This is a genomic window from Desulfosporomusa polytropa, assembly GCF_055380075.1.
Genome location: NZ_AP042400.1, coordinates 3,422,906 through 3,447,372, shown reverse-complemented (window position 1 = coordinate 3,447,372; position 24,467 = coordinate 3,422,906). Strand labels below are relative to the sequence as shown.

The following is a 24,467-nucleotide window of genomic DNA, read 5'->3' as shown; positions in this document are numbered from 1 at the left end:
AGACCTCGTAGGAACACAAATTAAAGTATTTGAGCCTGTTTTAAAATAAAATTAACTGCATGAAAATAAAAAAATACGTATGAAAATCCATTGTCTGAGGCCGAGGCTAATCCGGATATTGAAATATGCGGCGAGCTGATGGAGATCGAGTTTGATGAGGCTGGCAATCTATTGGGCTTATAAAAGGATGTTATAGTATCTTAAAGACCAAAGGACTGATCTCGCAAAACAGGGATCAGTCCTTTGGTCTTTCTATGCGGCGTTATATATAGCAACTGCTAAATTTCACGGGCTATTTTGCTTATATTTTGTATTGACACATCCTGGAGCCAAGGGATAGCGACAAAATTCCCGGTGCTAATGTCGTTTACCTTTTCCAGCCACTGTTTTTCTGCTTCGGCTCGTGCAAGCAACATGGCATTGTTGGTAGTAGTCATAGATAGACACTGAGTGACTACCCACCATTTGTTATTTATCCCTGCTCTGCTTAAATCATCACGCAGTCGCAAAGCTTCAAAAACAGGTGTTGCTTCAGGCAAGGTAACAATAACAACTTCTGTTTGCCGTTCATCGCGAAGTCGGGGCAGTAGCCGTTGAACTGAGAGGGGAGTTTCGCCCTTTGTCCGTTGTACCTCGCGGTGATAGCTTTGGGTAGAGTCCAACAGTAGCAAAGTATGGCCTGTTGGTGCGGTGTCAATAATGACAACTTCATTTTCTGCCTTATCAACTATTTCTGCAAAGGCTCGGAAGACGGCAATTTCCTGGGTGCAGGGGGAGCGTAAATCTTCCTCAACATAGGCCAGGTCCTCATCATTCATGGTTTCCCGGGCTTTATTTAATACTTCATTTTGATATGTGAGCAATTCTTGTTTTTCGTCAATTTTGCTGAGTGTTATATTCTCAGTACCTTCAATTACATACTTAAGATGGTCTGCAGGATCAGTTGAGGTTAAGCGCACCTTGACCCCTTTTTGGGCTAATGCCAGGGCAATGGTTGCGGCGATAGTTGTCTTACCGACACCGCCCTTTCCCATGGTGAAAACAACCTTTTTCTTTGTTGTGTAAATATCATCAATCAAAACATCAAGCGGTTTTAGGTCAAGTGTTTTTGCGCTTACACTAACCTGCTCAAAATTGTCGCTATGAAAAAACGCTCTGATTTTATCCAGTCCTAAAATATTGTAGGAACGCAGTGGCAGGGTAAACGTTGTAAACTTAGTTAACCCTGGGGGGATATTTTTCATTGCACTTTGCTGTTTATCCAGTATCTTTTGCGACAAAGCGTCAGAGGCACTTCCTAGTACACTATTAATAATTAAAAGTTGGTTATTAATAGCTAATTGGCTGAGTTCGAGACTGGAGCGTTCTGCCTCCAGCAAGGGGGTTTCTTCTGGTTTTGAGACTAGTATCAGGGTGGTTTTGTCCTTGTCGGCAAGGTTGGCAACCGCATCCTTATAAAGGCTTTTTTTGTCTTCCAGTCCGGCAAGCTGACCTAGGCAAGAGGCTCCATGAGTATTTTCGCTAATGAAATTGCTCCAAGCAGAGGGCAGCTGCAGCATGCGCAGGGTATGCCCTGTTGGCGCAGTGTCAAAAATGATATGGTCATATTCGCGTTCTGTTGTCTTATCAGTTATGAAGTTTGAGAATTGGTCAAAGGCGGCAATTTCCACTGTGCAGGAACCGGATAGCTGTTCCTCCATGTTGGTGATGACACTTTCCGGCAGTTTTCCCCGGTAAGGTGCAATAACCGACTCCCGATATTCTCGGGCTGCTTCCTCTGGATTGAGGTTGGCGACAATCAGGCCGGGTACACCGGCGATGGCTACCCCTTTACCGTCAAGCTCGGTATTAAATAAATCCTGCAAATTGGAGGCCGGGTCAGTACTGATCAGCAGGATTCTTTTGCCACTGTCAGCCAGATTTACGGCAACAGCGCAAGCTGTGGAAGTCTTACCTACACCACCTTTACCGGTGAAAAACAAGTATTTAGTTAGGTTGATTTTATCTAAAGCAAAGGTTTCATAGTTGGTCACTAGCTTAACAACACCCTTCAGATGAGCAACCGCAACCGCCTGATTTCTTAGTCTGGATTTCGGTACCCAGCCACTCGGAAAGTTCCTCGTTAGTCGGGTATACCTTTGTTTTGGCAACTGCGCCGTCCACCAGGGTTACCGGCAGAATTTCGGCACCTTTTTCTTGCAGAATATCGTTGATAACTTTGTTGGTAACAAAGTCTTGTGGTTCGTTAGCCAAACCATGTCTTTGGATGATAATCCCTTTTTCCTTAAGGGTACTAATAACGGTCGCTACTCTCAGCAGCTCAGGATCAATAGATGGTCCGCAGACCCCTGTTGAACAGCACATAGCCGGATCAAAAATTTCAACTTTTTTCATAAGGAACACCCCTTATTATTTTAGTATTAATCACACTGGTTAATTTTTTGTTCTAAGCATCGGTTTAGGTTTTCCAAATCATTTTTATAGGATTCCAGTTTCCGTAGGTTGTCACATACCAAGCTGTCAATGAACTTCCATTGCTCTGTTTCGCACCGGGAATAATGTGACCACTGAGCTGATTTCCGGCCTTTTACAAGACCGGAATTTTTAAGATAGATCAAATGGCGGGAGGCTTTGGCCTGCGAGATTTGCAAGGCGCTCATAATGTCGCAAACACAGAGCTCCTTTTCATAGAGCAGGTTCAAAATACGTAGACGTGTTTCATCTGTTAGTGCTTTTAAAACATCAAGTAACTCTTCCATGAATATCCCCTATGTAAGTACTATATTCGCATAAACGCATAAGCGATTATACAAATATAGTACTTTGATTACAACAAGAATGCAAGCCTAGTTGGAATAGTCTCTGCAAAAAAAGACAGTGCTGAAAGCTATGTTTTAACACTGCCCCTTGTGCTTCCTTGAAATAAATTGTAGAGTCTCTTTGTGGATGTACTTATTGTACATCTATTTTTCTATTTTACACAACAATTGGTGTAGTAATAGCAACAATTGTTGTAATTATCACTACAAATGCTGCAGTCATCCAAAGCAAATATACAGTAAATTCAATACTTTTGATATTGGCATGAAAATTGCATTTATATAAACGAAGTCATAGATAGATTTAAAATTACGACTAGCTAGTGAATTCTTCGAAATGCAAATTAGAGGAAAGGATGAAGAAAGAGAGATGCTAACAGAAAAACAAGCACCCCTATATCTAAAAATGGATGAAGCTGATAACGTAGCTGTTGTTGCTAATACCGGTGGATTGCCTGAAGGGACCGTATTTCCCAACGGTCTGAAGCTGTTAGAACATGTGCCGCAGGGGCATAAGGTAGCCTTGAGCGATCTTAAACAAGGCGATGCTATTATCCGCTATGGTGAGGTTATTGGTTATGCGACAAGTGAAATAAAACAAGGTAGTTGGGTGGAAGAAGCTTTGGTCGAATTGCCAGCAGCGCCGGAGTTAGATGAATTACTGCTGGCTAATAAAGTGCCAAAAACCTTGCCGCCCCTGGAAGGATATACTTTTGAAGGATATCGTAACCCGGATGGCAGTGTCAGTACCAAAAATCTTTTGGGAATCACCACTAGTGTGCAATGTGTGGTCGGCGTACTGAACTATGCGGTAAAGCGTATAAAGGAGGGAATTCTTCCTAAATACCCCAACGTGGATGATGTAGTCGCGCTAAATCATGCCTACGGCTGTGGTGTAGCCATTAATGCCCCGGAAGCAGTCGTACCTATTCGTACTATTCAAAATTTGGCAATACACCCTAATTTTGGCGGCGAAGTTATGGTAGTTGGTCTTGGTTGTGAGAAGTTATCCCCTGAAAGAGTAATTCCTGACGGCAATAAGGCCAGTATTATTCGTTTGCAGGAATATCAGGGGTTTAACAACATGGTGCAAAAAATCGTGCAAGAGGCCGAAGAGCGCTTGCAGCGACTCAATAAACGTACCCGTGTTATCTGCCCGGCAGCCGACTTGGTGATTGGCTTGCAATGTGGCGGCAGTGATGCTTTGTCTGGCGTTACGGCCAATCCTTCTGTGGGATTGGCAGCTGATTTGTTAGTACGCGCCGGAGCTACTGTTATGTTTTCTGAAGTGACCGAAGTGCGCGATGCCATTCATTTATTGACTCCTCGTGTGATTAATGAGGAAGTAGGACGTGCCTTAATCCGTGAAATGAAGTGGTATGACCACTATCTGGAACTCGGTGAGGTTGATCGCAGTGCCAATACTACGCCCGGTAATAAAAAAGGCGGGTTGGCTAATATCGTGGAAAAAGCTATGGGTTCGATTGCTAAATCGGGCAAAAGCGCGATAGTGGGTGTATTGTCACCTGGAGAAAAGGCCAAACAAAAAGGACTTATCTATGCGGCGACACCGGCTAGCGATTTCGTCTGTGGTACCTGTCAGTTGGCTTCGGGGATACATTTGCAGGTATTTACCACCGGGCGCGGCACGCCATACGGTCTTGCTATGGTACCTGTGATCAAGGTAGGTACCTGCACGGCCTTAAAAGAACAGTGGCCTGATTTGATTGATGTTAATGCTGGACGTATCGCCACTGGTGAAGCTGCGATCGAAGAAGTAGGCTGGGAAATTTTCCGCTTGATTTTGGATGTGGCCAGTGGTCGTAAAGAAACCTGGGCTGACCATTGGGGTTTGCACAATGATTTATGCTTGTTCAACCCTGCGCCTATCACCTAATGGCAATAACACGAAACTAACAAATAGTAAGGGAGGAAATAGCATGTTTGAAGTAAAAGGAGTTGTGCCGCCGCTGATTACCCCGCTTGACGTGGAAGAAAAACTGGATACTAAGGCTTTGCGCAATCTGATTGAATATGTCATTGATGGAGGCGTGCACGGCATTTTTATTCTGGGAAGTACGGGCGAGTTTTACGGACTTAATTATGCCGATAAAGTAAAAGTCGTAGAAGTAACAATGGAACAAGTTAACGGCAGGGTGCCTGTCTATGTAGGAGCCAGTGCCATTACTACCAAAGAGTGTGTTCAGTTGACCCATATGGCTAAACAGTGTGGGGCAGATGCTGTTACTGTTTTAACGCCGATGTTTATCACACCTACCGAACAAGAGTTATATGACCATTTTAGAACTATCGCTGCAGTAGAGGATATTCCTATTATTTTGTACAACAATCCGGACCGCACAGGGGTCAATATGTCGGCAGGCCTGATTGAAAAACTGGCCGCAGTGACCAATATTGTAGGAGCTAAAGACACGAGCGGTGATATGACACTGACTTCGGAGTATATCAGGCGTACTAGGGGTAAAGGTTTTAGCATTATGGCTGGACGCGACACTATGATTCTAGCGACACTGGTCTATGGCGGAACAGGCTGTGTAGCTGGTACAGCCAATGTGGTACCGAAAATTGTTGTTGAGATTTATGACAAGTATATGGCTGGCGATCTTGCAGGGGCGCTTGACGCCCAGTATCGACTGTCGTTGTTTCGTAATGCCTACAGTCTGGGCAGTTTCCCAGTTGTCCCCAAAGACGCCCTCAACCTGATGGGTGTTGATGTTGGACATCCCATCAAACCAATTCAGCATGTGTCGGATGCCAATAAAGAAAAGATCAAAGAAATCTTGGTTACGATCGGGGCAATAAAATAAAAAAGATGTTTTATTGAAATTGTTACAAAATAAAAACTGATATAAAATGGGAGGGAAATACTATGTTTCGTAATTATCGCCATGTTGTGCTTGTAATGTTGTTTTCCGCAGCTTTTATCAACTATGTGGACAGGGCGGCGTTGTCTATTGCGGCTCCCTACATTTCCCAGGAGTTTAATCTAAGCCCTGCGGATATGGGCCTGATATTTAGCAGCTTTTTTGTAGGTTATGCGTTGTTTAATTTTGTGGGCGGCTATTTATCCGACATTTATGGCCCGCGAAAAATATTTGGCGGCGCAATGGCTGTTTGGTCGATTTTTGGCGGGCTAACAGCAGGTGTTTTTAACTTCGCATCTCTGTATGTGGTTCGTGTCCTATTTGGTTTGGGTGAAGGTCCCATTGGTTCAGGCAATAATAAAACAATCAACAACTGGTTTCCGGCAGGCGAGAGAGCACGGGCTGTAGGTATTGCTACAGGCGGGATGTCCTTGGGAGCAGCGCTTACCGGGCCGATTGTAGGTTTTATGGCGATTAATTGGGGTTGGCGGACACCTTTTATTGTCTTAATGATTTTAGGATTTATCTGGACGTATTTTTGGTATAAATTGATTACTGATTATCCGCGGGAGAATTCACGTGTGTCTGCTGAGGAGGTAAAGGTGATTGAATCTGGACAAAGCAAACCTTCTCCAACTGCTGCTAAACTTCCGTTGCGTTATTTCTTGAAACAGCCAACTGTTCTTGCTACAGCAATTGCATTTTTTGCATGTAACTATATTTTATATTTTTTCCTTACCTGGTTTCCTAGTTATTTAGTCATGGTACATAATCTCAGCATCAAAAACATGGCAATCGTATCTGTTATTCCCTGGCTGGTTGGTTTCTTGGGGCAGGTTAGCGGCGGATTTATCTCTGATATGGTATTTAAAAAGACCGGCAATCTGATGTTCTCAAGAAAGATCGTCATTATTGTGTCATTGCTTGCTTCTGCTGTTGGTGTTGGGCTGAGTGGTATGACGACCTCAGTTACGAGTGTAGTTGCATTGATGTCTGTTTCAATATTTTTCCAATATCTAACGACAGCTAATTTTTGGGCAGTTATTCAGGATACGGTAAGGGGTGAGAATGTAGGTGGTGTAGGCGGCTTTGTTCACTTTTTATCTAACTTGTCCGGTATCATTGGGCCGGCAGCAACTGGATATTTAGTGCAAACAACAGGCAGTTTTACCATTCCTTTTTTAGTGGCTGGTGGTTTGGCGATTGTTGGTCTGCTTGCGGTTGCATTTTTTGTAAAGCCAATTCCTGATGAAACAGCATCCCTATCAGCTTAGGGATTTATTAAGTAAAACGATCTGTGTTTAATGAGGAGAATGAATTATGAAATGTGATATACTCATTAAAGGTGGTCATGTGATTGATCCAATTAGGTCTGTCAGTAAAATCGGTGACGTCGTGATTGCGGGGAATAAACTTTTGACGTCTGACGATGTAAAACAATATCAGCCGGACTTAGTTATTGATGCCAGTGGCTGTATTGTGACACCAGGCCTTATAGATTTTCACACGCACGTTTTTTACCGTGGTACGGAAAATAGTATTGCTCCGGATATTAGCTTATTGCCATCGGGAATTACCACGGCAGTTGACGGTGGCAGCGCTGGTAGTGCGAACTTTGAGGCGTTTTACCATAGCGTTATTCGTACCAGTATGGTCAGAATTATCGCTTATCTCAATATTGCTTCTGCAGGACAGACTACGATGAGGTATGACGAGAACCTTGATCCGACCTGTTTTGATAGCGATAAAATCGCTGCTTTATTCCAACAATATAACTCGTCTTTGGCGGGTATTAAAATACGCTTCACTTCAGGAATCGTAAATGATTTTGGAATGGAGGCATTGGAAAAAACGCTGCAAATTGCCACCGACAATCATTGCCCTATTATGGTTCACCCCAATGACCCGCCATGTACAACAGAGGAGTTGGTTGGCCATTTGAGGCCAGGTGATATTTTCACACATGTCTATCATGCTATGGGTGATCATATTCTTGACGATAAAGGGATGATAAAAAAGGCGGTAATCAAGGCTAGGAACAGAGGCGTGATTTTTGATGCTGCCAATGGCCGCAGTAACTTTGCATTCAAGACGGCTTTGCCGGCCATGAGACAAGGCTTTGATCCAGACATCATTAGTTCTGATTTAACACCTTTAAATTTATATAGACAGCCTGCATTTGGATTGCCGTTTTTAATGTCAAAATATTTGGCTATGGGTATGTCACTTGAGAAGGTTGTTACCGCTTGTACTTCTACACCGGCTAAGTGTCTAAATATGGCAGATGAAATTGGTACCCTTGTTCCTGGAGCGTGTGCAGATGTAGCCATTTTTCGCATGGAAAAAGTGAAGGTTAGATTCTTGGATATATGTGGACAAGAGTCATGGGGGTCCAGGCTTTTGGTGCCAAAGATGACAATAAAATCTGGAAATATTGTTTATAAAGACTTTTTATTTGGTATTGACTAAGAAATAGATTAGATTAGTAATTTATAAGGAGAGATTTAGAAATGAAAATTGGATTTATTGGACTGGGAATTATGGGTAAGCCCATGAGCAAGAATTTGCTTAAGGCTGGCTACGAATTGGTGGTTATGGATAAAAACCAAAAAGCGGTGGATGAAGTTGTAGCCGCAGGCGCTAAAGCAGTCGCAACCCCTAAAGATGTTGCGCAACAAACAGATATTATCATTACCATGCTGCCTAATTCTCCCCATGTAAAAGAAGTTGTTTTAGGTGAGAATGGTGTGATTGAAGGCGCTAAAAAAGGCGCGATTGTGGTTGATATGAGTTCTATTGCTCCTTTGGTCAGCCGGGAATTGGCGCAAAAGCTGGCTGAAATAGGCGTAGAAATGCTGGATGCACCGGTGAGCGGCGGCGAACCGAAAGCTATTGACGGTACCATTTCGGTTATGGTCGGCGGCAAGCAGGAGGTTTTCGATAAATGCTATCCTGTATTGACGGCGATGGCAGGTTCTGTCGTGCGTACCGGTGATGTTGGTGCAGGCAATATCACTAAATTGGCCAACCAAATTATTGTAGCTCTCAATATTGCGGCAGTTTCTGAAGCGTTGGTTTTAGCCAGCAAAGCAGGGGTCGAACCGGAACTTGTTTATCAAGCCATCCGGGGTGGTCTTGCAGGTAGCACTGTATTAGATGCCAAAGCGCCCATGATGATGGATCGCAATTTCAAACCTGGATTTAGAATTAATCTCCATATGAAGGATTTGAATAATGTACTGGAAACCTCTCATGGCGTTGGTGTTCCACTGCCTTTGACGGCAGCCGTCATGGAAATGATGCAGTCTTTAAAGGTTGACGGTTTTGAGATGGAAGATCATAGCAGTTTGGTTAAATATTATGAAAAACTTGCCAAAAGTGAAGTAAAACGCTAAGCAATGAACAGAGCCTCTTATCTTTATGATAAGGGGCTCTGTTTACAGAAAAGCGGAGTTGACAAGATGAACTAAGAACAATCAAGCACACTCACTGCTGGCGATCGGCTCCCGGTCAAGCAGATAGGTTAAGAAAAATGTACCTAGGCAGGCCAGCCACTCAAGATAAATAACATGAGGGAAGATGCGAATAGCTGGGGTGGTTTGCCATAAAAGTAATACGACCACACCGGTCACTATTGTATAAAAAGCGGAATTTCTCCGGCAAAAACGCGGCGCGAAGAGGGTAAATAGCACGATAACACTGAAGGCAGCCGTAAGGCTAAGACCAATCATGAGGGTATTAATAATGCCGCTGATGGTCATGGCCAGGGTTAGGGTAAGTAAGCCTAGTAAGACTACAGCCCCTTTGGTGACCCTAATAAAGTGTTTCTCACTTACGTCAGGGTTATAGAACTTTTTATAAATATCCTGTGAAAACAAGGTTGCTGAGCTAAGTAACAGGTTGCAGGCAGTGGATACGTCGGCTGCCCAAAGCGCGGCTAGGGTGATGCCGGCAAGAACTGGGTCTAAGGACATGATCGTCATTGGGAGCGCCAGCGCTGGAGTGACATCAGGGAACATGGACTTAGCCATGACTCCCATTAAGGCACTGACGAAGCCGATAGGCAGCATCATGAGTCCGCCAATAATGAAGCCGCGCTGCGCTGTCCGCACGTCTTTGGCCCCCAGAGATATCTGAATAATGCTTTGGAGTGACAGGTTGACTGTCACTAATACCACAATCCAGGTAATAATGCCCATGATGCCGACACCGTCAAAAAAATCCATATAGGGAACATTAGCAGGCAACTGGGCTTTGAGGTTTGCCAGACCACCGGCATGGGTTACCCCGACAATGGTGGCGAGGATGATACCGATATATTTTAAACTAACATTTAATAGATTGGATAAGCTGGCAGACCACATGCCGCCAATAGAGGTAATGCCAATAAAGACAACAGCGCTTGTCAGCATACCTGAGGTTAGGGTGAAAATTTCGGGCATTAAGGCACAAAGAATACTGCCGCCAGCCACGTATTGAAGGGACATTATTACCAACTGAATGACTATTTGGCAGGCAATTCCCGCGATCATCCCTTTGTTATCATAATAACGGCCTAGTAATTCGGGGATTGTCGTGATATTCAGTTCGCGATATTTTTTGGCTACCAGCAGACCCATGGCAATGGCGCCCAGCCCCCAGGCAGTGGTATACCAGCCGGCAGAGAGGCCGACTTTATAGGCTTGTTCGGCTACACCAATTGTGGATGCGCCGCCAACGGCTAGACCCACAATAGATACCGTAATTAGCGGGGTAGTAAGCTGTCTACCAGCCAGTACATAGTTTGTTGCACTGCCGGCAGAACGCCGTTTCGCGTAATAACTTATCAAAAATAATAAGACAATGTATAGGCATACAATAATAAAAGGGATATGCATAATAACCTCCTAAAATATAAGTGTTTTTCGTGGATTTTTTCTTTTATGCCGGCTATAAAAGAAAAATCGCCCCTCTAACCGAGGGACGATAAATACCGTGGTACCACCCAATTTTGATCTTAAGCAAATAAAAAAAGGGAGTACCTAAGGGGCGAAAAAATCGCGGTACCACCCTGTTTTAATCCTAAGATCTACTTTAAGTCTGTAACGTAGACAGTACGGCACGACCTACTATAATTTCAGCCTGCGGTTCGGGAAGGAACTTCACCCGGTACTATCAACTAGTTTACACCAACCACTAGCTCTCTGTCTGAACGTACTGAATTACTTTTTTCCGTCATCACCGATGAATTTATTTTGTTACCATGATTATAGACACCTGATGGATGATTGTCAATATATTTTGCACTACTATTTACAAATATCGTGATATGTAAGGAAAGGTGCAGGGAAGAGTTAACTTTTGTCGAAGGTTAGAGTGAAAAACAAAGAGGGGGGTATTACTATGGCTGGGGCTCCGACTATTTGGGTAAATGGTGACATGAGTGAACAAATTGCTGATTTCAACGGCGAATATGTCTTGATAACTACGCTGGATATGAAGAAAATAATGCTTGGAAAAACATTAGAGGAGGCAAAAGAAAAACTCAAAGAAATCGGCAGATATGATATTGTTGCACAGCTAAGGTAAGTACCGCGCAAGTTAGTGGTGGTTAGTCTTGAAAATGAAATTTGTAAAGAACACAGGTCATGTAAAGTGACTCTGTGTTCTTTTTTTATCCTTCCTGTCACCAAAGTTCACCGTTCCAGATAATGGCCGATTCATAGTACTATTGCATAATATGTAACAATGATGGTGTTGACTGAGTGTCATATATTTATAAAAAGTAAAGAAAAAACAGTCATATGCATGACAAGTAGTCATATATATGAACTAAGACGGCAGCGGCGCTGAGTTTAGAGTTCATTCATCCTCAGGAAGGCGAAAAAAAGAAAAGGTGGGATGGCTTCGGCCACATGTATGAAAAACTATGCATTTAAGGTTAGCAACATGTTGGCACAGATTACTCTAGTGGGAACTATACTATGCGCGGTTACCTACCTATATGGTAGCGTGCAGACGATGACTGGACTACTGATTGGAATGGTGACAGGTTCGCTTTATTTTTTGTATCTGTATCGCCAGGTTGAGAATGTGCAGGTATTTTCAGTGAAGCAGGCCGTTGAGCACATTCGGGGAGGCTGGGTGATTCGGCTGGGGGCGATGGTATTGGTGCTGGTAGTCATAAGTCAGGTGTTAACGGTCAATATGGTGGCTTTTGTTGCAGGCTTCTTTATCATGCCAGTGCTATTGTTCCTTAATGGGTTGTTGCTGGTTGTTCAGCAGATTGCCGATGCAAAAAAAATCTAAGTCAAGGAGGTGTGAAAACACATGGGCCACGGTGGATCTGAGATAGGCGGGCACAAACTGGCAGCTTTGGCAGGGATGACGTTTAATCTTGATACATTGTATATGACTTGGCTGACCATGGCGATTCTAGTCGTTGGTTCGTTGCTGCTGCGGATGAACTGGAAATTGGTTCCAGGTGGCTGGCAAAATTTTGTGGAGCTTGTGCTGGAAGGACTGTTAGCCCAGATTGATTCGACTATTGGCCCTAATGGGCGCAAAGTCGCGCCGCTGCTTATTACGCTCTTTCTATTCCTGTTGCTTGCCAATTGGCAAGGTTTGGTACCAGGATTTACTTCGCCAACCAATGATATTAACACTACGTTAGGTCTGGCGTTGATGATTGTAGCCATTGTTCATGGCTACGCCATCAAGACAAAAGGAGTATTGGTGCATTTCAAACACTTTATTGAGCCTAATATCTTATTTCTGCCTATCAATATTATTGAAGAATTGGCAAAGCCGGTAACGCTATCGTTCCGTTTGTTTGGCAACATTCTGGCAGGGGAAATCCTAATTGTTATTCTGGGTATCCTGGTGCCTTACTTTGCACCAACAATATGGCTGGCTTTCAGCGTATTTGTCGGTATCATTCAAGCACTGATATTTACCATGTTGTCGATGTCGTATTTGAGCAATTCCTTGGAAGCACATCACAACCAAGAAAAGGAGGGGTGACAGTGGAACAGGCGATTATTATTGCGGCTTCGGTTATTGCTGCAGCCGTAGTGGTGGGTTTAGCTGCTTTTGGGGCAGCGACAGGTGATGGACAGGTGACAGCTAAAGCCATTGAAAGTATTGCCCGCCAGCCGGAAGCTAAAAACTCAATTATGGTAACTATGCTCATTTCAGTTGGTTTGATTGAGTCAATTCCTATTATTGCTGCCGTTATAGCCATTGTGCTGGTATTTAGCAATCCTTTTTTAAAGTAAACCCACGAGGCGCCTGGTAGATGATTTCTAGCAGACGCCTGCTCCCAGAATGGAAGGGGGGAATATACTTGATTGACATGAATGCAACCATGCTGGCTCAGATTATCAATTTTCTATTACTTGTAGCCATTTTAACTAAAATTGCCTATCGGCCAATCCTGACAGCACTGGAAGAACGACGGTCCCATATTGAGAAGAGTCTGGAGGAGGCTGAGCTGGATCGGGCACTGGCAAATACCATGAAAACGGAGAGCCAGGAGCAGATTGTTCTGGCCCGTATTCAGGCCAGAACAATCATTGATGAAGCCATTACTCTTGGGGAAAAATCGAAAGAAAGTATCCTTCGGCAAGCCAGGGAAGAAAACGCCCGCTTGCTGAAAGAAACGCAGGCAAATATTGAACGCGATTATCAGCAAGCCATGAACAAGTTGCGAACTGAAGTAGCTATTATTGCAGTGGCTGCTGCCGAAAAGATTATCGAAAAAAACCTGGATGCAGAGACCAATACACGCTTGGTGCGAAATTTTATCAAGGACTTTACTAAGAAAAAGTATGGTGAACTGGCATGAAGACGCGGTTAGCAAGACGATATGCGCAGGCGTTATTCCGCCTTGCCCAAGGGTGGCAAGTTCCTCATGCGATCGAAGAAGAGCTGGTATTAGTAGAACAGGTTTTTGCAGAGGAGGAGGCTCGCGCTTTTTTTGAAAATCCCAGTGTTTCAGTGGTTGCTAAACAAAAGACCATTATACGCCTGTTCGGTAACAGTGTATCTGTTCTTGTACAAAATTTTTTGTGTCATGTGACTGATAAGCGGCGTACAGAGTTGTTGCCTGCAATTATCAAGGAATACCGGACGTTAGTAAATCAGGCCGATAATGTTGTTGAAGTTGAAATTACAACTGTTGCTCCGTTGGCGCCACCGGACTGTGAACAATTACTCGCCCAACTTATCGAAGTGACAGGTAAAAAGGTTGAACTAAGACCGCGCATTGATCAGCAGATTTTAGGGGGCGTAATTATTCAAATCGGTGATAAACGGATTGATAACAGTGTGGCAGGCAAATTGGCAAATCTAAAAACTCACATGCTAAGCAAATCTTTTTAAGGAAAGTGGGGTGACTCACTGTGAAAATACGACCTGAGGAAATTTCCTCTATCATTCAGGAGCAAATACAGCAATATCAAATTCAAAGTAATGTTGATGAAATTGGTAGGGTGATTGAGGTTGGCGATGGTATTGCACGGTTACATGGTTTGGACAAGGCCATGGCGGGTGAGCTCCTGGAATTTGGTGACGGAGTTTATGGTATGGCTTTAAATCTGGAAGAAGATAATGTCGGTGCCGTGCTTTTAGGGGATGAGGTTAGTGTTCAGGAAGGTTGTCCTGTACGGCGAACAAATAGGATTATGGAGGTGCCGGTTGGCGAGGCCCTTGTCGGCCGGGTAGTTGACGCACTCGGACGTTCGATTGATGGGCGCGGCCCCATACATACTTCTGTGTCCAGACCCATTGAGTGGCGGGCGCCTGGTATTGCTGATAGGCAATCGGTAAAGGAACCGCTGCAGACAGGGATTAAGGCTATTGATTGTATGGTACCTATTGGGCGCGGACAAAGGGAATTGATTATTGGTGACCGGGGTACCGGGAAAACGGCAATTGCTATTGACACCATCTTGAACCAAAAGGGTGAGAATGTCATCTGTATTTATGTTGCCATTGGTCAGAAAGCTTCCACTGTAGCTCGAGTAGTAAAGATACTGGAAGAACATGGTGCCATGGAACATACTATCGTTGTGGTGGCTACTGCCTCAGACAGTGCGCCGCTCCAATACATGGCACCCTATACCGGTGTGGCTATGGGCGAGCATTTTATGTACCAGGGTCAGCATGTGTTATGTGTTTATGATGATTTATCCAAGCATGCGGCCGCCTACCGGGCGATGTCTTTGCTTCTCAGGCGTCCTCCAGGGCGGGAAGCGTATCCTGGCGATGTTTTTTACCTGCACTCCCGCTTGTTGGAACGAGCTGCTAAATTGTCGCCAGAGTTGGGCGGTGGTTCACTTACTGCCTTACCGGTTATTGAAACCCTGGCAGGCGACGTCGCAGCCTATATCCCGACAAATGTCATTTCGATCACTGATGGCCAGATTATCCTGGAAAGTGAGCTGTTTTATGCCGGTACGCGACCAGCGATTAATGTGGGCTTGTCGGTATCAAGGGTAGGCGGCTCGGCTCAGGTAAAAGCTACAAAGCAAGTAGCAGGGCGGCTGCGACTGGACTTGGCACAGTACCGTGAGTTAGCGGCTTTTGCCCAGTTTGGCTCTGACCTGGATAAAGGAACCAAAGAGTTATTGGAGCGCGGTAAAAGAATGACCGAACTGCTCAAACAGGCGCAATATAAGCCTGTGCCCATTGAGGAGCAGGTTATTGCCATCTACCTTGGTGTCAATGGACATTTGGATGATGTGCCTATTCAGTATGTAAGTAAGTTTGAACAGGAATTTCTCCAATATATACGCGCTTACCCGGATATTAGCGGCGGGATCAAAGAGAAAAAGTGTATTGATCCGGAAGTTGAGGCGCTATTAAAAAAGACCATCAAACAGTTTAAAGATTCGTTCGTGACGAGGTGACGTCATGCCTAATGCTTTGGATTTACGCCGCCGTATCAAGGGTATTAAGAATATCCAAAAAATAACCCGGGCCATGAAGATGGTGGCTGCCGTACGTCTGCGTAAGGCGCAGGAGCGAGTAAAAGAAAACCTGCCTTACTACCAGGGGATGGAGCAGGTCATTGCGGATATGCTAAGCAGTTGTGAAGATATGCAACATTCGTTATTCATTGAGCGGGAGACAAACCGGACAGGGTATCTGGTAATTGGGGCTGATAAGGGGCTGGCAGGCTCTTATGGCAGCAATTTAGGTAAAGAGGTACAACGTCATATTGGTAAAGAGTGTAGCGTAGGTTTAGTTGTTGTAGGGCGAAAGGTAAGAGACTATTTTAAGCGCCGCAAGGTAGCTATCGATAAGGACTATATTGGTATTTCCGAAAAACCGCAGTATCAGTATGCCATAGATATCAGTAAGGCCATTATTGACTTGTTTGGAAGCGGCAAGTATGACAAGGTGTACTTGGTTTATACCCAGTTTTGCTCGCCTGCTGTTCAGCAGATAGCGGTAGAGCGCCTGTTGCCGATAGTCTGTAAGGCGGCCTCAACGCATTCGGTGCGAGAGCAGATATATGAGCCATCAGTAACCCATGTATTGGAGGAAGCGGCGGTCAAATGGCTGGAAGCCTCGGTTTTCAGGGGGCTTATTCATGCTGCGGCAAGTGAAGTAGCGGCACGGTTACATGCCATGAGTTTGGCAACCGATAATGCCCAAGATCTTATTAGTCAACTGGTACTTGAGTATAACAAAGTCCGTCAGGCCAACATCACCAGAGAAATATCCGAGATTGTCGGTGGTTCGGAGGCGCTGCGGTAAGAGGAGGGATTCTATGGCTAGCGGGCAGGTAAGACAAGTAATTGGGCCTGTTGTCGATATTGAGTTTCCGCAGGATCAACTGCCAGCTGTAAACAATGCAATAAAAATTACCGGAAAAACTGCCCAATATGACATTAAGCTGACAGTGGAAGTCATGCAGCATTTGGGAAACAATTCTGTCCGTTGTGTGGCTATGTCATCTACTGACGGGCTAGTACGCGGTATGACAGCTGATGATACTGGGGCACCGATTACGGTACCTGTAGGTCAAGGTACACTTGGCAGGATATTTAACGTGCTCGGTGAGACGGTAGACAATAATACTGAACCGGTGATCGCCAGTGAATATTGGCCCATTCACCGTCCGGCACCAGCCTTTGTGGAACAAGAAACCGCTACCGAGATACTGGAAACCGGCATCAAAGTGGTTGATTTGATTGCACCTTATGCACGGGGAGGGAAAATTGGATTATTCGGTGGGGCTGGGGTTGGTAAGACGGTTTTGATTATGGAACTCATTCGTAATATCGCGACAGAGCATGGCGGATTTTCCGTTTTTGCCGGTGTAGGGGAACGTACCCGCGAAGGCAATGAGCTGTGGCGAGAAATGATGGAGTCAGGCGTTATCAGCAAAACAGCCTTGGTGTACGGGCAGATGAATGAACCGCCAGGTGCTAGGATGCGGGTGGGTCTAACAGGGTTGACTATGGCGGAGTACTTTCGCGATGTGGCTGGACAGGATGTGTTATTATTTATTGATAATATTTTCCGCTTCATTCAGGCCGGTTCTGAAGTTTCGGCATTACTGGGCCGTATGCCTTCGGCAGTAGGTTATCAGCCTACGCTTGGCACCGATGTAGGCACTTTGCAGGAGCGGATTACTTCTACGAAAAAAGGCGCGGTAACCTCGGTACAGGCAGTCTATGTGCCGGCCGATGACCTAACAGACCCGGCACCGGCAGCGACTTTTGCCCATCTTGATGCAACTACCGTATTATCCCGGCAAATTGCTGAGTTAGGTATTTATCCGGCGGTAGATCCGCTGGATTCTACCTCACGGATACTTGACCCATTCATAATTGGCGACGAACATTATCAGATTGCTCGCGCTGTTCAGGAAATCTTGCAACGGTACAAGGAACTTCAGGACATTATTGCTATTTTGGGAATGGAGGAGTTATCTGAAGAGGACAAAGTTATAGTAGCCCGGGCCCGGAAAGTACAGCGTTTTCTAAGTCAGCCGTTCTTCGTTGCTGAGGCCTTTACTGGGACGGCAGGTAAATATGTGCCACTCAAGGAAACCGTGCGGGGCTTTAAAGAAATAATAAGCGGCAAGTACGACGATTTGCCGGAGAGCGCTTTTTATATGGTCGGAACGATTAACGAAGTCGTGGAAAAAGCCGAAGCCATGAGGGGGAAAGGGCAGTGAGCAAGTGGCTACGCTTAGAGATTGTTAACCCGGAACGTAAGGTATTTGAAGGCGAAGTGTGCATGCTTATCGCCCGGGCCACAACCGGCGAAATGGGCGTCCTTCCCGGGCATGCTCCCCTGGTTGCTCTGCTGGAACACAGGCCAGTCAGGATTCTGAGCGAAGAGAGTGAGCAGCAGATTATGGTGCAAGGGGGAATACTACAGGTTAAACCAGACTCGGTGGTTACCATTTTGACAAGTGGGTAAGGCGAATGGCACCATTATAATAGGCATTCATTCATTTTCAAAGATGACGTTACGTATAAGTATAGAATAGATAAAGTTCCTGCAAAATGTTCTAATAATTTGCAGGAACTTTGTATTTTTACGGTAAATCTATTAGTTATGAACGATTACTTATCACCTAGATTGATAATAGGACTAAAATCCTAAAGGTAGGACCCTAGTCCCAATTATTGACATTGAATATTAGCTCACATTAATGTAAGATTATAACTGAAATTCCTGTAATATACATGATTATACAAAATTTATTTAGGCAAACTTATCGAAAGATGAGGACGCAAAGCTATGGGTCTAAGGACAGATTGGTCTATGACTGCCAAGTTGCCGATTCGTAAAGAATTGTACTTGTTGGCATCAATCTGTTGATAGATTGATGCCATTTATATTCTCAAAATAGTATTGTAACAGGCAAATAGTGGGGGAATGCTTATGCTTCAAGTGTTTAAAGCGGTCGAGGAAAAATGTGCAGAACTAGAACAATTACGAATTATAATTCAAGCAACCGAAATTACTTATCGTCAAAAAGGCGAAATTCATACAGCAGATTGCATTAAGAATCTAGAAACAAATTTAGCAAAGGCTATTCATATTTTGAGCACAGAAACGTGAACTAATTACAAGGAGGACTGCATGAATATATTAATAGAAAATCTATATGTGATTTTATTAGGATTGGTTGCATTTTGTCTGATGATACCATATTTTTATTCGAAGGCTCATCCCACAAAAAGTATATTCCAAAAATCAGCAGACTATGTCGAAATACGAACTTGGAGGAAAAAATAGCGTTTCCTAGAAACCGAGACCATCGAACTTGATCTTAAATAATTATCGATGCTGATTTTTAATATTCCATATTCTACCAGGGGGGCTGCGCATGAATTTAATTTTTACAAAAGATTTAGTTCCTGGCATGTGCATCGGTGGGGATGTGATAGCTAGGGATGGGTTTATAAAGCTATTGACTCAGGGAGCTGTTCTCACTCAATCGCAAATAGACAGCCTTAGAAACTGGGGTTTGCCATCTATTTATATTAATGATTTTACTGAGAAAATGAAGGACAAAGTAATTGCCGTTCATATGACTAAGAAGGAGTTTGCAAAGGGCTATAATGAAACGCTTGATAAAATTATTCATGCATTTAGACATATTAAAAAATTTAGAGAGGTTCCAATTGTCGAAATGCAGGAACTCGTCGAGCAAAAGATTATCCTTTTAGCAGAAACAGTTGGAGTTTTGGAGCATTTGCATGATATACGGTGTTATAGTGAGAATAACTTCAACCACTCCTTACATGTTGCTATAATTGCCGGGATTTTGGGTAAGTGGTGCAACTACAAAGATGCTGAGTTGAAAAATCTAATTTTAACCGGCTTGCTCCATGATATTGGCAAATTGATTATTCCTTTGTCCATACTAGATAAACCGGGAAGTTTGTCTGATGAAGAATTTGCCGTCATTAAGAAGCATCCTCAGGAAGGCTATCAAATGGTTAAAGATGATGCCCGGATTTCAGAGAATGTAAAACTAGGAATTTGGCAGCACCATGAACGGCTGGATGGTAGCGGATATCCCCTTGGACTTGTCGGTGATGAAATTTATGCTGGGGCAAAAATTATTTCCATTGCTGATGTCTACGACGCGATGACATCTGATCGGGTATACCGTCGAAAAATGACGCCGTTTGAGGCGCTAAACATTTTGGCAGATAGTATGTTTGAAAAGCTGGAACCTGCTGCCTGTTTGACTTTCATGAATAATATGGGGGATTATCTTATCGGGTGCAATGTGGCATTAAGCAATGGACAAAAAGCAAAAATTATTGCCATTAATGCCAGAGACAGATATTTTACCAAACCAGTTGTATGTATGCAAAATGGCAATCTTTTGGATCTACAAAAGACCGATATACGTATTGAAGAAACTGAATAGTAAATCGGTCTTTTGTTTTTTTATTTTGAATTTCCAAAAGAAGGATTTTGGTATTCAAATCTATAACTATTTTAGTAAATTGCAGAGTAAATGTTTGTGCGTTAAGTGTCATGTAAACGGGGAGTTGTCACTGAACGAAAAACTACTGTATAGTAGTTTGCGGTACAAACATTGCATCCCGCTGCTGCATAGAAGGAAATCCTTAAATTATGTAGCAATATGTAGCAATTATTTTCCTACATTTTTATGGAGGTGTCTTCATGCATTTTTTTGCGAAACGTCATCCCACCCAACCTTTCATTACTACAAATACCCTAATTATTTCAGCAATCTTTGTATCTATGATCATTATATTTACTAATGTTTTTGCAATCCAGACCCCATTTATTCGAATCAGTCTCAGTTTTTTGCCAATTGCGATGTTTTCCATATTATTTGGTCCTATTCTTAGCGGTATTGTTGCTGCTATTGCCGACGTTCTCGGTTGCTTGGTTTTTTCTCCTGGATTGTTTTTCCCAGGGTTTACCGTAAGTTCTTTTGCATCTGGCATGATTTACGGTTACTTTTTGCATAATAAAAAAGTAACCTTGCAAAGAATTAGCTTGGCAAGCATAGTTGTGTTTTTATTCGTTGATCTAATTTTAAACACGTTGTGGCTGTCTATCTTATACAACAAAGCTGCCCAGTTGTTCTTACTAGCGCGGCTGCTCAAAGGTTCCATCTTGCTTCCCATTCAGATTGCTGCTATTTATGCGATATGCAAACCATTGCTTCGGTATAAAGTAGCCCGTCAGCATTAATTAATGAAGTGAACTACTGAAATCACCAAAAAAGTCGGCCATAATCTCCCCGGGCCGACTTGAATTTTGTATAGTCTTGACGAATTTGGGCCACAACTTTGGAAATGCATGGGTTGTGGCTTGTTTATTACTTTTATGGTTCAGGTATTTTAACCTGCGAAAGGAATTGTTTTGCCTATGGCAAGTAAGTTTGAGAATAAAAAGATTACTTGGTTTTTATTCGTAATGGTGTTAGCAGCTTGGATGATAACGATACCGGATAGAGCGGCTGCACAAACAGTGAATAGGTATTGCGGTCCGGAAGTACAGTTTTTAGAAGAAAAATATGGGATTTACTTTGGGAGTGTGATTAATAACGGAGAGTTTATTTCTGCACTGGCAAAAGTGTTGAATTTAGACTATACTGAGCAGTTCAGCCGGATTGACGGCATTGCGCCAAACTCAAAGTATTTTAAAGAGATGAATGCGTTGTATAAAGACGGTGTGCTGACAGAGAACAAGCTGGAGGCTGACAGTCGTCTAACTAGTATTAACACAGTCGCTTTGGCTGTACGGGCAGCTGGCTTAAAAGAAGTTGCTGATACTTATAATCGCCATAAGACCGATGTGGCGGTTAGCAAACTGGGGTTGTCAGGTAGCAAGCTTCAACCATCTTTGCTGAACGAGTTAGCAGTTGCGATTGATAGTGAGTTGCTGCCACAGTCTTGTTACAAATATATCCATCTTAATGAAGCGGTTACACCAGAATTAGCTGCTGTGCTGTTAACCAAAGTATTGGCTTTTCACGGTGAATATTTACCGGCAAACTATCTTGGTTATATCACAGATGAGGATATATATGGCAAAGTGTACACGACATGGAAAAATGCAAAGTTGATTAAGGATGAAAAGTTGCTGGAAGTAGTAAACAGGGGAGTGGCGCAAGGCCTGATAAACGGCTATAACCTTCGAGATAAGGATAATGCACACCGATTTGATGAGCGTCGTACTATCCGCTATGGTCATAGCAGTATTAAGCATGCGTTGCAGTTGATTGCGCTGTTAAAGAGTGAAGGATTAAATGCCAAAGTACAGTTCGAACCAAAAACTTCAGCCTACATCTATCTGAAAGAATGGGGCAAACCAAACATTACGCCTGATTTTACAGTTGCAGAGTTGGCTAACGGCATTTACGTTGCTTATGCTAAAGAATATGATATCTCTTTTGAATTTCAGACGTTTGAACAGAAACAGGCTTTTCAAACCATTATTTTTAGGTACGCCAAGAAAGATCGTGAAAATCAGCAGGGCTTGATTTGTGACGCATGGTGGCAGCCTCTGTATACATCGGTAACCCCCACTAGTGGTTATCAAACGGTTACAGATCATGTTATTACCGACGGTCATTACGAAATCCATACATTTTCTCTGGAAGAAAAGTCGGTTGCTGTATTATCAGGCCTAATGGCTATTAGGCCTGATATGCAAGTCGCCCGACAAACAGTTTGGGTGGATAATCCTTTCTATCAATATTTGCTGGGAGGGTATAAATAAACTGCTCTGTTTTAACCTTGATTTGTCGCATAAAACATGCTATTGTTATACTAGTAAAAATTACAAAAAAGCACAAAATGGGGGACACCACCGAAAGGGTGTCAATCTCATTTTGTGCTTTTTATATTTCCCTAACAGAAAGTATAAACTTTCTTAAAAGCAGGATAAGGGCAACATCGGCTTCCGCTTTCGCCAAAGGCTCGGCGCAAGTCGTGTTTTCTTTATTACCAGCAAATAAAGAGGTGAGGCAATGAGACTAAATGGTGAGACAGTTCAGCTGGAACAAGAGCAAACTTTATCCAAGTTCTTAATGGCTGCGAAGGTTGATTGTAAAACCATTGCCGTAGAGCGTAATGGGGTAATTGTTCCTAAAGCTGAGTATGAAAGTATCTGGCTTTCTGAAGAAGATACGTTGGAAATCGTCCGATTTGTAGGTGGTGGTTAAGAGATGCAGGTTGAAGTCAATGGAAAAAAACAGCTTATTACCTGTCGTACCGCTTTCGAAGTAAGAGCGCAGCTTGGAAATGAAACAGATATTGTTATTTTAAATGGCTTTCAGATCGATAGTGACTATCCGTTGACAGACAAGGACAACTTGACGATCATTCGTAAAGGCACTATGCCTGCCCAAGAGGAACTGGAGAGCATGATGATGGCGCGGCATACCCCTGAGGTACATAAAAAGCTGAAACAAGGCCGGGTGGCTATTGCCGGTCTGGGCGGGCTGGGTTCTAATATTGCGGTTATGCTTGCAAGAATTGGGGTAGGGCAGCTGTTATTAGTCGATTTTGATATTGTTGAACCCAGTAATTTGAATCGGCAAAGCTACTACATCTGTCATCTGGGAATGCCGAAAACCTTGGCGTTGCAAAGCCAATTGGCAGAAATTAATCCTTTTATTCAAATTGAAACCCGTACCGTACGGGTGGAAGAAGAAAATGTGGTGGAGCTGTTCGGCAGCTACCAAGTGCTTTGTGAGGCTTTCGACAAGCCGGCTGCCAAGGCAATGCTGGTGAATACGGCTTTAGAGAAGCTTCCAGATGTTAAAATTGTTGCTGCCTCCGGCATGGCGGGGTTTGCAAGTTCTAATTTGATCAAAACAACAAGACCCATTAAGCGGCTATATGTGTGTGGTGACAGGGAAAACGGAGCCGGAATCGGCTCAGGGTTGATGGCTCCCCGAGTGCAGATTTGTGCGGGGCATCAGGCCAATATGATTTTGCGGCTTTTAATGGGAATGGAAGAAATATGAGGATGGTGTATAGCGTGAATGATCAGCTAGTGATTAGGGGACATGAATTTAAGTCCCGGTTGATTTTGGGATCGGGTAAATTTTCGCTGGAAATGACGCGGGCGGTGATACAACATGGTGAAGTAGAAATGGTGACTCTTGCCTTGCGCCGGGCTAATGTTGGTGGTCAGGAGAATATCTTGGAGTACATTCCCAAAGGAATAACGCTGTTGCCGAACACTTCTGGTGCTAGAAACGCAGAAGAGGCTGTTCGGATTGCCCGCCTGGCACGGGAAATAGGTTGTGGGGACTTTATCAAATTGGAGGTTATTCACGATTCTAAATACTTGCTGCCAGATAACTACGAAACGGTCAAGGCTACCGAGATTCTGGCTAAAGAAGGCTTCATTGTTATGCCTTACATGTATCCGGACTTGAATGCCGCCCGCGCATTGGTCAATGCCGGGGCGGCTTCCGTCATGCCTTTGGGGGCACCGATAGGTAGCAACAAAGGACTTTGTACTAAAGAGTTCATCCGGATTCTGGTGGAGGAAATCGATTTACCAATCATTGTCGATGCGGGAATCGGTCGGCCATCACAAGCGTGTGAAGCGATGGAAATGGGTGTGGATGCGGTGATGTGTAATACGGCTATTGCTACCTCAGGCAATGTAGCCCAAATGGCAAACGCTTTCAAACAGGCCGTTGAGGCAGGACGGGCAGCTTATCTAGCCGGCCTAGGGCGTATTTTGACTGGTCAGGCGGAGGCCTCTAGTCCGTTGACTGGATTTTTGGAGGAGTGATGAA

At 43.8% G+C, this 24,467-nt stretch carries 26 protein-coding genes, 2 riboswitches and 1 other annotated feature; of the genes, 22 read left to right on the top strand and 4 right to left on the bottom strand.

Translation table 11 applies throughout. The features are described from left to right. Positions 1–278 precede the first annotated feature (278 nt). From arsA to ACZ449_RS17900, 3 genes are read right to left on the bottom strand one after another with little or no spacing between them, the layout of a single operon-like run. Positions 279–2,033 carry an arsenical pump-driving ATPase gene (gene arsA / locus ACZ449_RS17910; protein WP_464257421.1) on the bottom strand — a complete coding sequence of 585 codons (1,755 nt, stop codon included), beginning with the start codon at positions 2,031–2,033 and terminating at the stop codon, positions 279–281. A gap of 4 nt (positions 2,034–2,037) precedes the next feature. Further along, positions 2,038–2,394, bottom strand: a complete 357-nt coding sequence (gene arsD / locus ACZ449_RS17905; protein WP_464257420.1) for an arsenite efflux transporter metallochaperone ArsD — start codon at positions 2,392–2,394, stop codon at positions 2,038–2,040. 26 nt (positions 2,395–2,420) lie between these two features. Then, on the bottom strand, positions 2,421–2,759 hold the full coding sequence (locus ACZ449_RS17900; protein ID WP_464257419.1) for an ArsR/SmtB family transcription factor: 339 nt from the start codon (positions 2,757–2,759) through the stop codon (positions 2,421–2,423). Between the two features lie 430 nt (positions 2,760–3,189). Between ACZ449_RS17900 and garD the strand changes: the two genes are divergently transcribed. From garD to garR, 5 genes are all read left to right on the top strand, one after another. Beyond that, positions 3,190–4,716, top strand: a complete 1,527-nt coding sequence (gene garD / locus ACZ449_RS17895; RefSeq protein WP_464257418.1) for a galactarate dehydratase — start codon at positions 3,190–3,192, stop codon at positions 4,714–4,716. 43 nt (positions 4,717–4,759) lie between these two features. Beyond that, a complete protein-coding gene (gene dapA, locus ACZ449_RS17890) occupies positions 4,760–5,647 on the top strand; it encodes a 4-hydroxy-tetrahydrodipicolinate synthase (RefSeq protein ID WP_464257417.1) in 888 nt (295 codons plus the stop codon). Between the two features lie 62 nt (positions 5,648–5,709). Then, positions 5,710–6,978 carry an MFS transporter gene (locus ACZ449_RS17885; protein WP_464257416.1) on the top strand — a complete coding sequence of 423 codons (1,269 nt, stop codon included), beginning with the start codon at positions 5,710–5,712 and terminating at the stop codon, positions 6,976–6,978. Positions 6,979–7,024: 46 nt separating this feature from the next. Next, positions 7,025–8,173, top strand: a complete 1,149-nt coding sequence (locus ACZ449_RS17880; RefSeq protein ID WP_464257415.1) for a metallo-dependent hydrolase — start codon at positions 7,025–7,027, stop codon at positions 8,171–8,173. Positions 8,174–8,214: 41 nt separating this feature from the next. Next, complete coding sequence (garR, locus tag ACZ449_RS17875) at positions 8,215–9,099, top strand: 2-hydroxy-3-oxopropionate reductase (RefSeq protein ID WP_464257414.1); 885 nt, start codon at positions 8,215–8,217, stop codon at positions 9,097–9,099. Between the two features lie 81 nt (positions 9,100–9,180). On the opposite strand, the gene ACZ449_RS17870 is transcribed toward garR, so the two are convergent. Further along, positions 9,181–10,581 (bottom strand): sodium:solute symporter family protein, encoded by a 1,401-nt coding sequence (locus ACZ449_RS17870; RefSeq protein ID WP_464257413.1) that lies wholly within the window; start codon positions 10,579–10,581, stop codon positions 9,181–9,183. A gap of 144 nt (positions 10,582–10,725) precedes the next feature. Continuing rightward, positions 10,726–10,931 (bottom strand) — a binding site (T-box leader). Positions 10,932–11,086: 155 nt separating this feature from the next. On the opposite strand from ACZ449_RS17870, the gene ACZ449_RS17865 reads away from it, so the two are divergent. The 17 genes from ACZ449_RS17865 to ACZ449_RS17785 all read left to right on the top strand — a co-directional run bounded on the left by ACZ449_RS17865 (position 11,087) and on the right by ACZ449_RS17785 (position 24,463). Further along, positions 11,087–11,272, top strand: coding sequence for a hypothetical protein (locus ACZ449_RS17865; protein WP_464257412.1), 186 nt, complete (start codon positions 11,087–11,089; stop codon positions 11,270–11,272). Positions 11,273–11,602: 330 nt separating this feature from the next. After that, positions 11,603–11,992 (top strand): ATP synthase subunit I, encoded by a 390-nt coding sequence (locus ACZ449_RS17860; protein ID WP_464257411.1) that lies wholly within the window; start codon positions 11,603–11,605, stop codon positions 11,990–11,992. A gap of 21 nt (positions 11,993–12,013) precedes the next feature. Beyond that, positions 12,014–12,706, top strand: a complete 693-nt coding sequence (atpB, locus tag ACZ449_RS17855) for a F0F1 ATP synthase subunit A (RefSeq protein WP_464257410.1) — start codon at positions 12,014–12,016, stop codon at positions 12,704–12,706. A gap of 2 nt (positions 12,707–12,708) precedes the next feature. After that, positions 12,709–12,960 (top strand): F0F1 ATP synthase subunit C, encoded by a 252-nt coding sequence (gene atpE / locus ACZ449_RS17850; protein ID WP_084577854.1) that lies wholly within the window; start codon positions 12,709–12,711, stop codon positions 12,958–12,960. Between the two features lie 77 nt (positions 12,961–13,037). After that, positions 13,038–13,529, top strand: coding sequence for a F0F1 ATP synthase subunit B (gene atpF, locus ACZ449_RS17845; RefSeq protein ID WP_464261899.1), 492 nt, complete (start codon positions 13,038–13,040; stop codon positions 13,527–13,529). Next, on the top strand, positions 13,526–14,065 hold the full coding sequence (gene atpH, locus ACZ449_RS17840; protein ID WP_464257409.1) for an ATP synthase F1 subunit delta: 540 nt from the start codon (positions 13,526–13,528) through the stop codon (positions 14,063–14,065). The genes atpF and atpH overlap by 4 nt, the downstream gene beginning before the upstream one ends. A 20-nt stretch (positions 14,066–14,085) precedes the next feature. Beyond that, complete coding sequence (atpA, locus tag ACZ449_RS17835) at positions 14,086–15,594, top strand: F0F1 ATP synthase subunit alpha (protein ID WP_464257408.1); 1,509 nt, start codon at positions 14,086–14,088, stop codon at positions 15,592–15,594. A 4-nt stretch (positions 15,595–15,598) separates the two neighbouring features. Further along, entirely contained in the window at positions 15,599–16,447 is an 849-nt protein-coding gene (gene atpG, locus ACZ449_RS17830; RefSeq protein WP_464257407.1) for an ATP synthase F1 subunit gamma, read from the top strand. A 13-nt stretch (positions 16,448–16,460) separates the two neighbouring features. Next, positions 16,461–17,876, top strand: coding sequence for a F0F1 ATP synthase subunit beta (gene atpD, locus ACZ449_RS17825; protein WP_464257406.1), 1,416 nt, complete (start codon positions 16,461–16,463; stop codon positions 17,874–17,876). Next, positions 17,873–18,124 carry an ATP synthase F1 subunit epsilon gene (gene atpC, locus ACZ449_RS17820; RefSeq protein ID WP_464257405.1) on the top strand — a complete coding sequence of 84 codons (252 nt, stop codon included), beginning with the start codon at positions 17,873–17,875 and terminating at the stop codon, positions 18,122–18,124. Before atpD ends, atpC begins: the two co-directional genes overlap by 4 nt. Before the next feature lie 281 nt (positions 18,125–18,405). After that, positions 18,406–18,492: riboswitch (cyclic di-GMP riboswitch) on the top strand. A gap of 100 nt (positions 18,493–18,592) precedes the next feature. Beyond that, a complete protein-coding gene (locus ACZ449_RS17815; protein WP_464257404.1) occupies positions 18,593–18,772 on the top strand; it encodes a hypothetical protein in 180 nt (59 codons plus the stop codon). A 268-nt stretch (positions 18,773–19,040) separates the two neighbouring features. Then, the gene (locus tag ACZ449_RS17810; protein WP_464257403.1) at positions 19,041–20,096 is read left to right on the top strand and encodes an HD-GYP domain-containing protein; all 1,056 of its coding nucleotides are present in this window, start codon (positions 19,041–19,043) and stop codon (positions 20,094–20,096) included. 80 nt (positions 20,097–20,176) lie between these two features. Further along, a riboswitch (THF riboswitch) is annotated at positions 20,177–20,282 on the top strand. 74 nt (positions 20,283–20,356) lie between these two features. Beyond that, positions 20,357–20,896 carry a folate family ECF transporter S component gene (locus ACZ449_RS17805; protein ID WP_464257402.1) on the top strand — a complete coding sequence of 180 codons (540 nt, stop codon included), beginning with the start codon at positions 20,357–20,359 and terminating at the stop codon, positions 20,894–20,896. 177 nt (positions 20,897–21,073) lie between these two features. Further along, the gene (locus ACZ449_RS17800) at positions 21,074–22,429 is read left to right on the top strand and encodes a hypothetical protein (RefSeq protein WP_464257401.1); all 1,356 of its coding nucleotides are present in this window, start codon (positions 21,074–21,076) and stop codon (positions 22,427–22,429) included. Between the two features lie 250 nt (positions 22,430–22,679). Continuing rightward, a complete protein-coding gene (gene thiS, locus ACZ449_RS17795; RefSeq protein WP_464257400.1) occupies positions 22,680–22,874 on the top strand; it encodes a sulfur carrier protein ThiS in 195 nt (64 codons plus the stop codon). Positions 22,875–22,877: 3 nt separating this feature from the next. After that, positions 22,878–23,681 (top strand): sulfur carrier protein ThiS adenylyltransferase ThiF, encoded by an 804-nt coding sequence (gene thiF, locus ACZ449_RS17790; RefSeq protein ID WP_464257399.1) that lies wholly within the window; start codon positions 22,878–22,880, stop codon positions 23,679–23,681. 2 nt (positions 23,682–23,683) lie between these two features. Further along, positions 23,684–24,463, top strand: a complete 780-nt coding sequence (locus ACZ449_RS17785) for a thiazole synthase (protein WP_464261898.1) — start codon at positions 23,684–23,686, stop codon at positions 24,461–24,463. Positions 24,464–24,467: the final 4 nt, after the last annotated feature.

Coding starts and splice junctions, on each gene's coding strand:
- arsD (WP_464257420.1), bottom strand. CDS start 2,394: ATGAAAAAAGTTGAAATTTTTGATCCGGCTATGTGCTGTTCAACAGGG.
- ACZ449_RS17900 (WP_464257419.1), bottom strand. CDS start 2,759: ATGGAAGAGTTACTTGATGTTTTAAAAGCACTAACAGATGAAACACGT.
- garD (WP_464257418.1), top strand. CDS start 3,190: ATGCTAACAGAAAAACAAGCACCCCTATATCTAAAAATGGATGAAGCT.
- dapA (WP_464257417.1), top strand. CDS start 4,760: ATGTTTGAAGTAAAAGGAGTTGTGCCGCCGCTGATTACCCCGCTTGAC.
- ACZ449_RS17885 (WP_464257416.1), top strand. CDS start 5,710: ATGTTTCGTAATTATCGCCATGTTGTGCTTGTAATGTTGTTTTCCGCA.
- ACZ449_RS17880 (WP_464257415.1), top strand. CDS start 7,025: ATGAAATGTGATATACTCATTAAAGGTGGTCATGTGATTGATCCAATT.
- garR (WP_464257414.1), top strand. CDS start 8,215: ATGAAAATTGGATTTATTGGACTGGGAATTATGGGTAAGCCCATGAGC.
- ACZ449_RS17870 (WP_464257413.1), bottom strand. CDS start 10,581: ATGCATATCCCTTTTATTATTGTATGCCTATACATTGTCTTATTATTT.
- ACZ449_RS17865 (WP_464257412.1), top strand. CDS start 11,087: ATGGCTGGGGCTCCGACTATTTGGGTAAATGGTGACATGAGTGAACAA.
- ACZ449_RS17860 (WP_464257411.1), top strand. CDS start 11,603: ATGAAAAACTATGCATTTAAGGTTAGCAACATGTTGGCACAGATTACT.
- atpB (WP_464257410.1), top strand. CDS start 12,014: ATGGGCCACGGTGGATCTGAGATAGGCGGGCACAAACTGGCAGCTTTG.
- atpF (WP_464261899.1), top strand. CDS start 13,038: ATGAATGCAACCATGCTGGCTCAGATTATCAATTTTCTATTACTTGTA.
- atpH (WP_464257409.1), top strand. CDS start 13,526: ATGAAGACGCGGTTAGCAAGACGATATGCGCAGGCGTTATTCCGCCTT.
- atpG (WP_464257407.1), top strand. CDS start 15,599: ATGCCTAATGCTTTGGATTTACGCCGCCGTATCAAGGGTATTAAGAAT.
- atpD (WP_464257406.1), top strand. CDS start 16,461: ATGGCTAGCGGGCAGGTAAGACAAGTAATTGGGCCTGTTGTCGATATT.
- ACZ449_RS17815 (WP_464257404.1), top strand. CDS start 18,593: ATGCTTCAAGTGTTTAAAGCGGTCGAGGAAAAATGTGCAGAACTAGAA.
- ACZ449_RS17810 (WP_464257403.1), top strand. CDS start 19,041: ATGAATTTAATTTTTACAAAAGATTTAGTTCCTGGCATGTGCATCGGT.
- ACZ449_RS17805 (WP_464257402.1), top strand. CDS start 20,357: ATGCATTTTTTTGCGAAACGTCATCCCACCCAACCTTTCATTACTACA.
- ACZ449_RS17800 (WP_464257401.1), top strand. CDS start 21,074: ATGGCAAGTAAGTTTGAGAATAAAAAGATTACTTGGTTTTTATTCGTA.
- thiS (WP_464257400.1), top strand. CDS start 22,680: ATGAGACTAAATGGTGAGACAGTTCAGCTGGAACAAGAGCAAACTTTA.
- thiF (WP_464257399.1), top strand. CDS start 22,878: ATGCAGGTTGAAGTCAATGGAAAAAAACAGCTTATTACCTGTCGTACC.
- ACZ449_RS17785 (WP_464261898.1), top strand. CDS start 23,684: ATGGTGTATAGCGTGAATGATCAGCTAGTGATTAGGGGACATGAATTT.